We start from the raw sequence: 13299 nt of genomic DNA, 5'->3' as shown, positions 1-13299 counted from the left end.
CTGGCACGATGCGCCGCGGGAGTTTCCAGGCAGGGACCGTCGACTACGCCGCCGTCGGGGCCACGCAGGCCCCCGATCTCATGGGCTATCCGCCGAAGGGCACGACCCCGGCGGAGGCGTCGTGGCGTCTCGGCAGCGGTGAGAGCCGTTTCGTCACCTCGACCGAATCGCTCCTCGGGTGGGGAGCGCAGCGGGGGGCGGGTCTCCAGGTGACCGATGTGCGCCCGGCATCCGGTCCGATGTACTCCGGTGTCGGCTTCGACGCCGACGGCAACGCCATCCAGCCCAGCCGTCTCGACGACGACCAGCGTTTCGACGCCGACGGCGTGCCGTTCGCGAGCGCCGGGACGACCGTGCACCTTCGAGGGCGCGTCGGCGGGATGCGGGCGGATGCCGAACTCCGGGTCATCTCGGTCGTCGACGAGCCGCGTCGGGTCGGGTTCTCGCTCGGCACCGTCGGTGGATCCGTCGTCAGCGGCGAGGAGTCCTTCCTGCTCGAATGGCGCGACGACGACGAGGTCTGGTTCACGGTCCGCGCCTTCGACAAGCCGACCGGCGTGCTCTACCGCCTCTGGCGTCCGCTGGTGAAGCGTCGGCGTCGCGCCCTGTTCCAGGGGTACCTGCAGGCGATGTCGCCGATGTACGCCACCGGCTCCTGATGGGCTCGGCCCTTCCCCTCGGCGATCCCGCTCCTCTCGACGGCGCACTGCCCGCCGACGTGCGCGTGTCGGACGACGTCGACTTCGGCGTCTACCTGCACGTCCCGTTCTGCCGCGTCCGCTGCGGCTACTGCGACTTCAACACCTACACGGCGACCGAACTGCGCGGCGCCCGACAGGACGCGTACGCCGACGAGGTCCTGCGCGAGATCGCGATCTCCCGGCGCGTGCTGGCCGAACGCGGACCGCTCCGCCCCGCGCAGACGGTGTTCTTCGGCGGCGGCACCCCGACGCTCCTGCCGCCCGGCGACCTGGCGCGCATGCTCGACGGCGTCCGGGAGGCCTTCGGTCTGGCGGACGGTGCCGAGGTGACGGTCGAGGCGAACCCCGACACGATGACGGACGCCGTGGCCGAGACCCTCGCGGCCGCCGGTGTGACACGCCTGTCGATCGGCATGCAGTCGGCTGTCCCGCACGTCCTCGCCGCCCTCGACCGCACCCACGACCCCGCGAACATCGCCACCGCGGTCGCCGCGGCACGGAACGCGGGGCTGGCGGTCAGCCTCGACCTCATCTACGGCGCTCCGGGGGAGTCGCTGGAGGACTGGCGGACCTCGCTCGAGACGGCGACGGCCCTCGCACCCGATCACGTCTCGGCCTACGCGCTCATCGTCGAGGACGGCACGAAACTCGAGCGGCAGATCCGCCGCGGCGAGGTGCCCGCTCCCGATGACGATCTGCAGGCCGACATGTACGAGCTGGCCGACGAACTGCTCGCCGCGGCGGGATACGGGTGGTACGAGGTCTCGAACTGGGCGACGAACCGCGCGCAGCGGTCGCGCCACAACCTGTCGTACTGGCGCGGCCAGGACTGGTGGGGGTACGGCCCGGGCGCCCACAGTCACATCGGCGGACTCCGGTGGTGGAACGTGAAGCACCCCGCGGCGTACGCGCAGCGCCTCGCGGCGGGACAGTCGCCGGCGGCCGGACGGGAGCGACCGGATGCCGAGGCCCGCCGCCTCGAGGACATCCTGCTGCGCTCGCGCATCGTCGACGGGGTGGCCGTGGACGAGGCGACGGCCGCCGGGCGGCGGAACGTGGCATCCCTCATCGCCGACGGGCTCGTCGACGGCGCGGCGGCGGTCCACGGCACGATCGTGCTGACCCGCCGCGGGCGGCTTCTCGCCGACGCCGTCGTGCGGGCGCTCACCGAGTGATCCGAGCAGAACGCTCCGCGCGCGGTAGAATTGGCACTCCAAGATCGAGAGTGCCAGCGGAGGAGGGATGATGGTCTCGGAACGCGGTCTTCAGGTGTTGCGCGCGATCGTCCAGGACTACGTGGACACGCGGGAACCCGTCGGCAGCAAGGCGATCGTCGACCGCCACCAGTTCGGTGTGTCCGCCGCCACGATCCGCAACGACATGGCCCTCCTCGAGGACGAGGAACTCATCATCGCGCCGCACACGTCGTCGGGCCGTGTGCCCACCGACAAGGGGTACCGGGTCTTCGTCGACCATCTCGCCGAGGTCCGTCCGCTGACCTCCGCGCAGCGCTCCGCGATCGGCGCGTTCCTGGAGGACACCGGCGACCTCGACGACCTGCTCGTCCGCACGGTCCGCACGCTCACCCGCCTCACCGGACAGGTCGCGATCGTGCAGTACCCGTCGTTCGCCCGGGCGAACGTCTCGCACGTCGAGGTCGTCCACCTCGGCGGCACCCGCATCGTCATCATCGTCGTGACCGACACCGGCCGGGTCTCGCAGCGGGTCGCGTTCCTCGCGACCGAGCCGTCCGCCGAGGAGGCCGAACAGCTCAAGCTCGCGATGGCCGCGCTGCTGACCGGCAAGAGCGTCCGCGACGGTGCCGCGGCGATCGCCCGCATCCTCGAGGAGGAGGCTCCGGCCCCCCGCGAGGAGAACCGGCGGATCGTCCTGCGCGCGATCGGCGAGGAGCTCGACGAGTTCCGCTCCGACCGCATGGTCATGGCCGGGTCCGCGACCCTCGCCCGTCGCGAAGCGGACTTCCGCGGCAGCATCTACCCGCTGCTCGAGGCGATCGAGGAGCAGGTGACGCTCCTGCGCCTCATGGGGGAGATGGTCGCGGACGACCGGGGACTGGCGACCAGCATCGGCCGCGAGAACGAGCCGTTCGGGCTCGCCGAGGCATCCGTCGTCGCGGGGGACTACGACGCCGGCGGCTCGCAGGCGCGCGTGGGCGTGCTGGGTCCGACCCGCATGGACTACCCCACCAATCTCGCGGCGGTCCGTGCCGTCGCGCACTATCTGACGCGTCTGCTCGAAGAAGACGAGAAGTCGCGCTGAACGAATCGGCCTCCGGGCCGGAGAGGTGATTGTGGCTGACCACTACGAGGTCCTGGGTGTCGCGCGCGACGCGAGCCCCGAGGAGATCAAGAAGGCGTACCGCCGACTGGCGCGACAGCTCCACCCCGATGTGAACCCGGGAGAGGATGCGTCCGAGCAGTTCAAGCTCGTGACGCACGCGTACGACGTGCTGAGCGACCCCGACCAGCGCCAGCGGTACGACCTCGGTGGCGACTCCGGGGCGTTCGGCGGCGCCGGGGCCGGGTTCGGCGGCTTCAGCGACATCTTCGAGACGTTCTTCGGCGGAGGCGGCGGGGGCACGCGTGCCGGACGGCCGCGCTCGCGTCGCGAGCGGGGCCAGGACGCCCTCGTGCGCGTCGACCTGACCCTCGGCGACGTCGTCTTCGGCGTGCACCGCGACATCGAGGTCGACACGGCGGTGCTGTGCGAGACCTGCCAGGGCTCGTGCTGCCAGCCCGGCACCCAGCCGGTGACCTGCGACATCTGCCACGGCTCGGGGCAGATCCAGCGGACCGTGCGGAGCCTGCTCGGCAACGTCGTCACGTCGCAGCCCTGCACGACCTGCCAGGGCTACGGCACGACCATCCCCTACCCGTGTTCCACGTGCCAGGGCCAGGGCCGCGTCCGCGCGCGCCGCACCGTGTCGATCGACATCCCCGCCGGCGTCGAGACGGGACTGCGCCTGCAGCTGCCCGGATCGGGCGAGGTCGGCCCCGCGGGCGGCCCCAACGGCGACCTGTACCTCGAGGTGACGGTCGCGCCGCACGACGTCTTCAGCCGTGACGGCGACGATCTGCTCGCGACCCTCGAGGTGTCGGTGATCGACGCGATCCTCGGCACGAGTGTGACGATCGATTCGCTCGACGGCCCCGTCGACCTCGAGATCCGCCAGGGTGTCCAGGCGGGCGACGAGCTGACCATCCGCGGGCGCGGCATCACCCCGCTCCGCGGCGAGCAGCGCGGCGACCTCCGCGTCGCCGTGCAGGTGGTCACCCCGTCGCACCTCGACCCCAAGTCGCGGGCCCTCGTCCAGGAGCTCGCCAAGCGCACGCGCCCCGCGCCGCCGCACCTCGCCGAGTTCCACCCGGGCCTGTTCTCCAAGCTCCGCGGCAAGTTCAAGCGCTGACCGTGGCCCTGCACTTCCTGATCGAGGATGCCGGTGCCGCCCGCCCGGGCGACGTCGTCCGGCTGACGGGCGCCGAGGCGCACCACGCGGCCGCCGTGCGCCGCATCCGGGTCGGGGAGGGGGTGACCGTGGGCGACGGCCGCGGCCTCTGGCTCACGGGAACCGTCGCCTCGGTCGCACCGAAGGAGGTCGTCGTCGAGGTCGTCGAGCGGCGGGAGCACCCGGCGCCGTCGCCGCGCACGGTGCTCGTGCAGGCGCTCGCGAAGGGTGATCGCGACGAGCTCGCGGTGCAGGCCGCGACCGAACTCGGCGTCGACGCGATCCTCCCGTGGCAGGCAGCCCGGTCCGTCTCGCGGTGGGACGGCGCGAAGGTCGCCAAGGGCGTCGCACGCTGGGAGTCGATCGCCCGCGAGGCGGCCAAGCAGGCCCACCGTGCCTGGCTGCCCGAGGTGGGCGACCCGGTGACGACGCGGCAACTCGTCTCGCAGGCCGAGTCGGCACGGATGCTGGTGCTCGAACCCACGGCATCCGCTGCGCTCTCCGCGGTCGACCTCGACGCCGCAGACACCCGTGACGTGCTGCTCGTCGTCGGTCCCGAGGGTGGGATCTCGCCCGACGAGCTCGACGCGTTGCAGGCCGCGGGCGCGACCCTCGTGCGGCTCGGCGACACGGTTCTGCGCACCTCGACCGCCGGTCCCGCAGCGCTCGCGCTGGTCAACCGGGCGCTCGGCCGCTGGTGAGTCGGCACCGGCCGACGCCGGGAGCCGCTGACTAGACTGGGGGGATGAGCGAGTCGTCGGTGTTCACCCGCATCCTCCGGGGTGAGATCCCCTCCGAGATCATCGCGGAGACCGAGAACGCGTTCGCGATCCGCGACATCGCCCCGCAGGCTCCCGTGCACCTGCTCGTGATCCCCAAGAGCGAGCAGTACCGCGACGTCGTCGAGCTCGCCGCGGGCGACCCCGCCCTGCTCGCCGAGCTGGTGGGGCTCGCGAACAGCCTGGCCGCCGAGCACGCCGACGGCGACTTCCGCCTGATCTTCAACACCGGCCCCGGCGCCGGTCAGACCGTCTTCCACGTCCACGCCCACGTGCTGGGCGGCGGGCTCAGCGAAGGGAGCCTCGGTGGCTGACAGCACCGAACCCACCGTCGACCGCATCTACGCGGACGGCGTCGCGATGGTGCAGCTGCTGGGTCCTCAGGACCGCCTGCTGCGCACCGTCGAACGCGAACACCCCGACGTGCAGGTGCACGTCCGCGGCAACGAGATCACGCTCACCGGCGAGGGCGACGCCGTGGCGCGTGCCCGCGAACTCGTCGACGAGCTCATCGGCATGGCGCGGGCGGGGCAGGGCCTCGACCCGAGCGACGTCACCCAGTCGAGCCGCATCCTGCGGGACAACGGCGGGATGCGTCCCTCCGAGGTCCTCGGCGAAGCCATCCTCTCCTCGCGCGGCAAGGTCATCCGTCCGAAGACGCTCGGCCAGAAGGAGTACGTCGACGCGATCGAGGAGAACACGATCGTCTTCGGCATCGGCCCCGCCGGCACCGGCAAGACCTACCTCGCGATGGCCAAGGCCGTCCAGGCGTTGCAACGCAAGGAGGTCAGCCGCATCATCCTGACCCGTCCCGCCGTCGAAGCGGGGGAGCGTCTCGGATTCCTGCCGGGCACGCTGACCGACAAGATCGACCCGTACCTGCGGCCGCTCTACGACGCGCTGAACGAGATGATGGACCCCGAGCTCGTCCCGAAGCTCATGGCGTCGGGAACGATCGAGGTCGCCCCCCTCGCCTACATGCGCGGGCGCACCCTGAACGACTCCTTCGTCGTCCTCGACGAGGCGCAGAACACGACGCCCGAGCAGATGAAGATGTTCCTCACCCGTCTCGGGTTCGGCACGCGAATGGTCGTCACGGGCGACATCACGCAGGTCGACCTGCCGCAGGGCGCGTCGGGCCTCCGGCTCGTCACGCGGGTGCTCAAGGACATCGACGACATCCACTTCGCGCGCCTGACGAGCGACGACGTCGTGCGCCACACCCTGGTGGGCCGCATCGTCGACGCCTACAGCGCGTACGACGAGGAGAAGCTCGCCGCACGCCGTGAACGCGACGAGGCGAGCGAGTTCGCGAACCGCGCCGAGCGCCGCGCGGGCCTGCGGCCCGCCGGACCCCGCGACCGACAGCCCAAACGAGGACGATCATGACCATCGAGATCACCAACGAGTCCGGTGTGGAGGTCGACGAGACCGTCCTGCTGCGCCTCACCGAGCACAACTTCGCCGAACTGCACGTCAGCCCCGACGCGGACGTCGCGATCCTCCTCGTCGACGAGGGCGCGATGGAGGCGCTGCACGTGCAGTGGATGGACGAGCCCGGTCCGACCGACGTGCTGAGCTTCCCCATGGACGAGCTGCGCCCCGGGACCGAGGAGGCGCCCACTCCTCCCGGGCTCCTCGGCGACATCGTGCTGTGCCCGCAGGTCGCCGAGACCCAGGCGCAGGCGGCGAAGCACTCCACGATGGACGAGCTCATCCTCCTGACGACGCACGGACTGCTCCACCTGCTCGGCTTCGACCACGCCGAGCCCGAGGAGGAGCGCGAGATGTTCGGACTCCAGAAGGAACTCATCGGCGCGTTCCACTCCAGCGAGCGCCGCCGGCGCGCATGACCGAGATCCTCCTCCTCGTCGCGGCGGGCCTGCTCGTCGCGCTCGGCGGGCTGATGGCCTCGCTCGAGGCCGCGCTCGACGTGACGGGTCGCGCCGACCTCGCCGACCTCGCCGACGAGGCGCGCTCGGGAACGGCCCTGCGGCGGATCGCCGCCGACCCCGACGCCCACCGCACGGCGGTCGTGTTCATCCGCATCCTCGTCGAGACGGCGGCCGCGGTGCTCGTGACGGTCGCGTTCACGCTGATCTTCGACAACATCTGGTGGGCGATGCTCGCCGCCGTCGTCCTCATGACGATCGCCTCCTTCGTCCTCGTCGGCGCCTCGCCGCGCGCCGTCGGGCGTCAGCACGCGAAGGGCTTCCTGCGGGCCTGCGCCCCGCTCATCCGCGGCGCGCGCATCGTGCTCGGGCCCCTCGCGCACCTCCTCGTCCTCGTGGGGGACCGGCTGACCCCCGGCATCCACCGGGGTGCTTCGTTCGCCTCCGAGGAGCAGCTCCTCAGCATGGTCGACGAGGCCGCCTCGCAGGACCTCATCGAGGCGGACGACCGCGACCTCATCCACTCCGTGTTCGACTTCACCGACCGGTTCGTGCGCGCTGTCATGGTGCCGCGCACCGACATGGTGACGATGGATGCCGCGGCCACGACGCAGCAGGCGATGACGCTCTTCCTCGACAAGGGCGTCTCGCGCATCCCGATCGCCGACGGCGAGGCCGACGACATCACCGGTGTCGTGTACCTGAAGGACCTCGTCCAGTTCGCCTACCGCGACGAGACCGCGTGGCGCGGCGTCCCGGTCGCCCAGATCGCCCGACCGGCGGTCTTCGTGCCCGAGTCGATGCGCGCCGAGACGCTGCTGCAGCAGATGAAGCGCGAAGCCGTGCACGTGTGCCTCGTCGTCGACGAGTACGGCGGGGTGTCGGGGCTCGTCACCCTCGAGGACCTCATCGAGGAGCTCGTCGGGGAGATCGCCGACGAGTACGACCTGCGCACGAGCGAGGTCACGGACCTCGGCGACGGCCGCTTCCGCGTGAGCACGCGCCTCGGGCTCGACGAGGTCGGCGACCTCTTCGGCATCGAGCTCGAGGACGACGACGTCGACTCGATCGGCGGCCTGTTCGGCAAGGCGCTCGGCAGCGTCCCGGTGCCGGGCGCCCGCGTCGAGCACAGCGGCCTGATCCTCACCGGCGGCACCTCCCTCGGTCGCGGCCGCGGTCTCGCCACCGTGTTCGTCGAGCGCGCCGAGAGCCTGGAGGCCGCCGAGAGCGCCTTCGCACCCACCACCGGAGAGATCCGCGTCTCGCGGGGATCGGAGTGACCGTGACCGACCGTTCCGGTTTCGTGACGTTCGTCGGACGCCCCAACGTGGGCAAGTCGACGCTGACCAACGCCCTCGTCGGCGAGAAGGTCGCGATCACGAGCGACAAGCCGCAGACGACCCGAAAGGCGATCCGCGGCATCCTGAACCGCCCGAGCGGACAGCTCGTCATCGTCGACACCCCCGGCATCCACAAGCCGCGGACGCTGCTGGGCCAGCGCCTCAACGACCTCGTCGAGCAGGTGCTCGGCGACGTCGACGCCATCGGATTCCTCGTGCCGGCCACCGAGAAAGTGGGACCCGGCGACCGGCGGATCGCGGCATCCCTCGACGGATACGGTCGCGCGAAGAAGGTGGCCATCGTCACGAAGGTCGACATCGCAACCCGCGAGGAGATCACCGAGCGCCTCATGGAGGTCGACGCGCTGCGCGAGGACTGGGCCGCTGTCATCCCGCTCTCGGCCGTCACCGACGACCAGCTCGACGTGCTCGCCGACGAACTGCTGAAGCTCATGCCCGAGGGCCCCGCGCTCTACCCCGAAGGGGTCGTCACCGACGAGAGCGTCGAGGATCGGATCGCCGAGATCATTCGCGAGGCGGCGCTCGACGGCGTCCGCGACGAGCTGCCCCACTCCATTGCCGTGACGGTCGAGGACATCTCGGCCCGCGAGGACAGTGACCTGACCGACGTGTACGCGAACATCGTCGTCGAGCGCGACAGCCAGAAGGCCATCATCATCGGCCGCGGCGGGTCCCGTCTGAAGGAGGTCGGGGCGCGGTCGCGAGCGGGCATCGAGCCGCTCGTCGGCGGCCGCGTGTTCCTGTCGCTGCGCGTCCGGGTGGCCAAGGAGTGGCAGCGCGACCCCAAGCAACTGGGGCGCCTCGGATTCTGACCGGCGACGGCGCCGGCATCTCACGGAAGGACGACGGCATGGCACAGGCATGGTTCGCGACGGGGCCGGAGGGTCTGTCGCAGTGGGAGCTCCGCGAGGTCGAGGTGCCGGCACCGGGCCCCGGCGAGGTGACCATCCGGGTGCACGCCGCCGGGATGAACCCCGCGGATGTGAAGTACCCCACTCGTCCTGGCGCGTCGTTCCCCTTCCCGATCGGGTACGAGGTGGCCGGCGAGATCACCGCGCTCGGTGCCGACACGCGGATCGGCTCGGGCGCGGCGACGGTCGGCGACGAGGTGCTCGCGTTCCGCGTCAGCGGCGGGTACGCGACCGAGGTGACGGTCCCCGCCGAGAAGGTCTTCGCGAAGCCGTCGAGCCTCACGCATCCCGAAGCCGCGAACCTGCTCCTGGCCGGGGCGACGGCCGCCGAACTGCTCGAGCTCAGCGGTGCGCGAAGCGGCGACACGGTGCTGTTCCACGCCGCCTCCGGCGCGGTCGGCGTGAGCTTCCTGCAGCAGGCGGCGATCCGCGGTGTCCGCGTGGTCGGGACGGCGAGCGAGCGGAACGCCGACGTCGTGCGGCGCTACGGCGGCATCCCGATCGCGTACGGCCCGGGTCTCGTCGACCGGGCGAAGGATGCCGCGGCGGGCGCCTCCTTCGTCGCGTCGCTCGACGGGGTGGGGACCGACGAGGCGATCGAGGCCTCGCTCGCGCTCGTCGAGGACCGGACCCGCATCATCACGATCGTCCGTCGCGACCTCGAGTCCGAGGGCATCGTCGCGATCGGCGGCATGCTGCGCGCGAGCGCGGCCTTCCGTGACGCCGTCCGCGGCGAGCTCGTCGACCTCGCGCAGCGCGGACTGCTCGAGGTGCCGGTCGCCCGCACCTTCCCGTTCGCCGACGCGGTCGAGGCGGCGCGTTTCCTCATGGAGGGGCACCCGGGCGGCAAGCTCGCGTTGCTGCCCTGACGGAGAGCGACGCCGCTCAGTCGACGGAGCGCAGCGCGGACCGGACGATCACCTTGCCGGGACCGAAGTCCTCGTTCGCCGCGCGCTGCCAGGTGCCGTCGTCCCAGATCACGTCGACGTACACCCAGCCGTCCTGTTCGTACGAACCGAGGTAGCCCGAGCCGAGGGCATCGGGCACGATCGACTGGATCGTCGCGGCGTCCTGAGCGGATGCGGCGCCCGCCTTCCCGCCGGTGGGGTCGGGCAGTGCGATCGGGTCGAACAGTGCGAGGGGGACGGGTGTGTCGCGGACGGTGAAGCTCTCGCCGTCGTAGACACCGCGCACCGCGTACGTCCCCCAGGTCGTGCCGCCGGCAGAAGCCGCGTCCGTGAGGCCCTCCCAGGACCATCCGACGAGGGGGATGCCGCTGCACTGCGGCGGCGCGGACTCGGCGACGGCCCCCAGGCACAGCTTCGCCGTCGTCCCGTCGTCGAGGACGGTTCCCTGTGCGAGCACCTCGCCGGTCGGGTTCTCCGGTGTCAGCGCGGCGAGGGCGGCCCCGGGAGGCGCAGCGGAGCCGCCCGCATCAGCCGCGGCGGCGCAGGAGGTGAGCAGCAGGGTGGCGCCGGCGAGCAGGACGGCGGCGGATCGGCGGAGCGTCATACCGGGAGAGTGTCGGGGCCGCGGCATCCGTCTCGGATGTCGGCGCTTCGGATCGGGGTGTAACGTGTCGGTATGCGCTTCTGCGGCCTCCTTCTTCGTCGCCGCGACGAGTCCTCGATCTAGGACCAACTCGTCGCGGAGGTTGTCGTGGGTCCGCACCAGTGACGAGAGAAGAAGCACCCATCATGCGAAACACCCAGAAGCCCTCCGGCGCCCCGATCCACAAGTACCGCCCGTTCCACGAGCAGATCCGCGTCGAGCTGCCCGATCGCACCTGGCCGGGCAAGCGCATCGAGGTCGCGCCCCGCTGGTGCGCCGTCGACCTGCGCGACGGCAACCAGGCGCTCATCGACCCGATGAGCCCCGAGCGCAAGCGGATCATGTTCGAGCTGCTCGTGAAGATGGGCTACAAGGAGATCGAGGTCGGCTTCCCGAGCGCGAGCCAGACCGACTTCGACTTCGTGCGCCAGCTGATCGAAGAGGACCTCATCCCCGAGGACGTCACGATCCAGGTGCTGACGCAGGCCCGCGACCACCTCATCAAGCGCACGTACGAGTCGATCGCCGGTGCCAAGCAGGCGATCGTCCACCTGTACAACTCCACGAGCGTGCTGCAGCGCGAGGTCGTCTTCCGCACCGACCAGCAGGGCATCATCGACATCGCCCTCGAGGGCGCCCGCCTGTGCCGCGAGTACGAGAAGACGATCCCCGAGACGACCGTCTACTACGAGTACTCGCCCGAGAGCTACACGGGCACCGAGCTCGAGTTCGCCGTCGACGTCTGCAACCAGGTCATCGAGGTCTTCGAGCCGACTCCCGAGCGCAAGGTCATCATCAACCTGCCGGCGACCGTCGAGATGGCGACGCCCAACGTGTACGCCGACTCGATCGAGTGGATGAGTCGGCACCTGGCGCACCGCGAGAACGTCATCCTGTCGCTGCACCCCCACAATGACCGCGGCACCGCGATCGCCGCGGCGGAGCTCGGCTACATGGCCGGGGCCGATCGCATCGAGGGATGCCTCTTCGGCAACGGCGAGCGCACGGGCAACGTCGACCTGGTCGCCCTGGGGATCAACCTGCTGACGCAGGGCATCGACCCGCAGATCGACTTCAGCGACATCGACCACGTCAAGCGCACCGCCGAGTACTGCAACCAGCTGCCCGTGCCCGAGCGGAGCCCCTGGGCGGGCGACCTGGTCTTCACCGCGTTCAGCGGGTCGCACCAGGACGCCATCAAGAAGGGCTTCGAGGCGATGGAGGCGCGTGCCCAGGCGGCGGGCGTCTCGGTCGACGAGATCGAGTGGGCCGTGCCGTACCTGCCGATCGACCCGAAGGATCTGGGACGCTCCTACGAGGCCGTCATCCGGGTCAACTCGCAGTCCGGCAAGGGCGGTGTCGCGTACCTGCTGAAGACCGACCACGCGCTCGACCTGCCGCGCAAGCTGCAGATCGAGTTCTCGGGGGTCGTGCAGGCGAAGACGGATGCCGAGGGCGGCGAGGTCTCGAGCCGTCAGATCTGGTCGATCTTCTCCGACGAGTACCTGCCCGCTGCCGCCGCCGACGAGAAGTGGGGTCGCTTCGAACTGCTGTCGACCCGTACGCAGAGCGACATGTCCGGGGAGGTCGCGCTCGAGGTGACGCTCCGCGACGGGGACGAGCGCGTCGCGGCGACGGGCGCCGGCAACGGTCCCATCGCGGCTTTCCTGAAGGTGCTGGGCGAGCGCGGTTTCGAGATCTCCCTCTACGACTACGTCGAGCACACCCTGGGCGCCGGCGGCGACGCGCACGCGGCCGCGTACGTCGAGCTGCAGGTCGGGGACCAGCGCCTCTGGGGCGTCGGCATCGACGGTGACATCTCGACGGCGAGCCTGAAGGCGGTCGTCTCGGCGGTCAACCGGGCGATCCGCAGCCGCGTGTCCGAGAGTGAGCTCGCCGGCGTCTGAGTCCGCGCGGTCGCCGTCGGGACCGGATCACGGTCTGATGATCGGGATGGTCGAGGTCTCGACGGCGACCTTGCGCCGGTAGAGGGCGCGCTGCTCCGGCAGCGAGATGTCGAACGCGACGGCGAGGACCCGGATGACGGCGGTCACCGCGATGCAGGTGATCGCCGCCGGCACCGCCGCGACGCCGACGAGGTCGAGGACGGCCAGGACGGCGCATCCCACCGCTGCAGCGACGGCGTAGAGCGAGCCGACGTGCATCATCGCGACGGGGAGACCCATGAACACGTCGCGCAGGAGGCCCCCGCCGACCGCCGCGCACGCGCCGACGAAGACGGACGGGATGAGGGGGAGGCCGAGCGCCAACGCCTTGGTCGTCCCCAGTGCGCCGAACATGCCGATCGCGACGGCGTCGAGCGCCACGATGACGGCGTTGAGCCGCTGGAAGAGGTTCGCCAGCAGCATCCCGACGAGGGCCGCGGCGGTGACGGTGATGAGGTATCCGTCGCTCTGGAGGGCGACCGGTGTCGTGTTCAAGAGCAGATCGCGGATCATGCCGCCGCCGAGGCCCATGACGACGCCGATGATCGCGACCCCGAGCAGATCGAGTCGGCGCTGACCCTGGAACCCCGAGGCGAACAGGGCGCCCTGTACGCCGCCGAGCCCGACGGCGGTCAGGTCGGCCCAGAGGGGGATGAGGAACTGCGGCTCGGTCACGCCTTCATTGTGCCCGC

General features: G+C 71.1%; 14 protein-coding genes. 12 read left to right on the top strand and 2 right to left on the bottom strand.

Translation table 11 applies throughout. The features are described from left to right. Positions 1 to 8 precede the first annotated feature (8 nt). The 11 genes from ACPEH0_RS03705 (at position 9) to ACPEH0_RS03655 (ending at position 9979) form a co-directional block, all read left to right on the top strand. Positions 9 to 659 carry a DUF1990 family protein gene (locus ACPEH0_RS03705; RefSeq protein WP_363380194.1) on the top strand — a complete coding sequence of 217 codons (651 nt, stop codon included), beginning with the start codon at positions 9 to 11 and terminating at the stop codon, positions 657 to 659. Next, the gene (gene hemW, locus ACPEH0_RS03700; RefSeq protein ID WP_363380197.1) at positions 659 to 1876 is read left to right on the top strand and encodes a radical SAM family heme chaperone HemW; all 1218 of its coding nucleotides are present in this window, start codon (positions 659 to 661) and stop codon (positions 1874 to 1876) included. Before ACPEH0_RS03705 ends, hemW begins: the two co-directional genes overlap by 1 nt. A gap of 70 nt (positions 1877 to 1946) precedes the next feature. Next, positions 1947 to 2981 carry a heat-inducible transcriptional repressor HrcA gene (hrcA, locus tag ACPEH0_RS03695; RefSeq protein ID WP_253034724.1) on the top strand — a complete coding sequence of 345 codons (1035 nt, stop codon included), beginning with the start codon at positions 1947 to 1949 and terminating at the stop codon, positions 2979 to 2981. Positions 2982 to 3012: 31 nt separating this feature from the next. Continuing rightward, positions 3013 to 4128, top strand: coding sequence for a molecular chaperone DnaJ (gene dnaJ, locus ACPEH0_RS03690; RefSeq protein WP_366212982.1), 1116 nt, complete (start codon positions 3013 to 3015; stop codon positions 4126 to 4128). Between the two features lie 2 nt (positions 4129 to 4130). Continuing rightward, positions 4131 to 4868: a 16S rRNA (uracil(1498)-N(3))-methyltransferase gene (locus tag ACPEH0_RS03685; protein WP_359918864.1), complete on the top strand. Its 738-nt coding sequence runs from the start codon at positions 4131 to 4133 to the stop codon at positions 4866 to 4868. 44 nt (positions 4869 to 4912) lie between these two features. Beyond that, complete coding sequence (locus ACPEH0_RS03680) at positions 4913 to 5260, top strand: HIT domain-containing protein (RefSeq protein ID WP_064002185.1); 348 nt, start codon at positions 4913 to 4915, stop codon at positions 5258 to 5260. Positions 5261 to 5306: 46 nt separating this feature from the next. Next, complete coding sequence (locus ACPEH0_RS03675) at positions 5307 to 6335, top strand: PhoH family protein (RefSeq protein WP_231872748.1); 1029 nt, start codon at positions 5307 to 5309, stop codon at positions 6333 to 6335. Further along, positions 6332 to 6799: an rRNA maturation RNase YbeY gene (gene ybeY / locus ACPEH0_RS03670; RefSeq protein WP_064002183.1), complete on the top strand. Its 468-nt coding sequence runs from the start codon at positions 6332 to 6334 to the stop codon at positions 6797 to 6799. Before ACPEH0_RS03675 ends, ybeY begins: the two co-directional genes overlap by 4 nt. Continuing rightward, on the top strand, positions 6796 to 8118 hold the full coding sequence (locus tag ACPEH0_RS03665; RefSeq protein ID WP_217531464.1) for a hemolysin family protein: 1323 nt from the start codon (positions 6796 to 6798) through the stop codon (positions 8116 to 8118). The genes ybeY and ACPEH0_RS03665 overlap by 4 nt, the downstream gene beginning before the upstream one ends. Continuing rightward, positions 8115 to 9011, top strand: a complete 897-nt coding sequence (gene era, locus ACPEH0_RS03660; protein WP_423718589.1) for a GTPase Era — start codon at positions 8115 to 8117, stop codon at positions 9009 to 9011. Before ACPEH0_RS03665 ends, era begins: the two co-directional genes overlap by 4 nt. A gap of 38 nt (positions 9012 to 9049) precedes the next feature. Then, positions 9050 to 9979, top strand: a complete 930-nt coding sequence (locus ACPEH0_RS03655) for a quinone oxidoreductase family protein (protein WP_366212983.1) — start codon at positions 9050 to 9052, stop codon at positions 9977 to 9979. Positions 9980 to 9995: 16 nt separating this feature from the next. On the opposite strand, the gene ACPEH0_RS03650 is transcribed toward ACPEH0_RS03655, so the two are convergent. Continuing rightward, the gene (locus ACPEH0_RS03650; protein ID WP_217531461.1) at positions 9996 to 10622 is read right to left on the bottom strand and encodes a hypothetical protein; all 627 of its coding nucleotides are present in this window, start codon (positions 10620 to 10622) and stop codon (positions 9996 to 9998) included. Between the two features lie 185 nt (positions 10623 to 10807). On the opposite strand from ACPEH0_RS03650, the gene leuA reads away from it, so the two are divergent. Continuing rightward, positions 10808 to 12568 carry a 2-isopropylmalate synthase gene (leuA, locus tag ACPEH0_RS03645; protein WP_366212984.1) on the top strand — a complete coding sequence of 587 codons (1761 nt, stop codon included), beginning with the start codon at positions 10808 to 10810 and terminating at the stop codon, positions 12566 to 12568. A 27-nt stretch (positions 12569 to 12595) separates the two neighbouring features. On the opposite strand, the gene ACPEH0_RS03640 is transcribed toward leuA, so the two are convergent. Then, on the bottom strand, positions 12596 to 13282 hold the full coding sequence (locus tag ACPEH0_RS03640; protein WP_217531459.1) for a trimeric intracellular cation channel family protein: 687 nt from the start codon (positions 13280 to 13282) through the stop codon (positions 12596 to 12598). Positions 13283 to 13299 lie beyond the last annotated feature (17 nt).

This window comes from Microbacterium sp. NPDC079356 (genome assembly GCF_049545465.1).
Taxonomy (GTDB): domain Bacteria; phylum Actinomycetota; class Actinomycetes; order Actinomycetales; family Microbacteriaceae; genus Microbacterium; species Microbacterium gawkjiense.
This window is presented reverse-complemented; position numbering and strand designations above follow the sequence as displayed.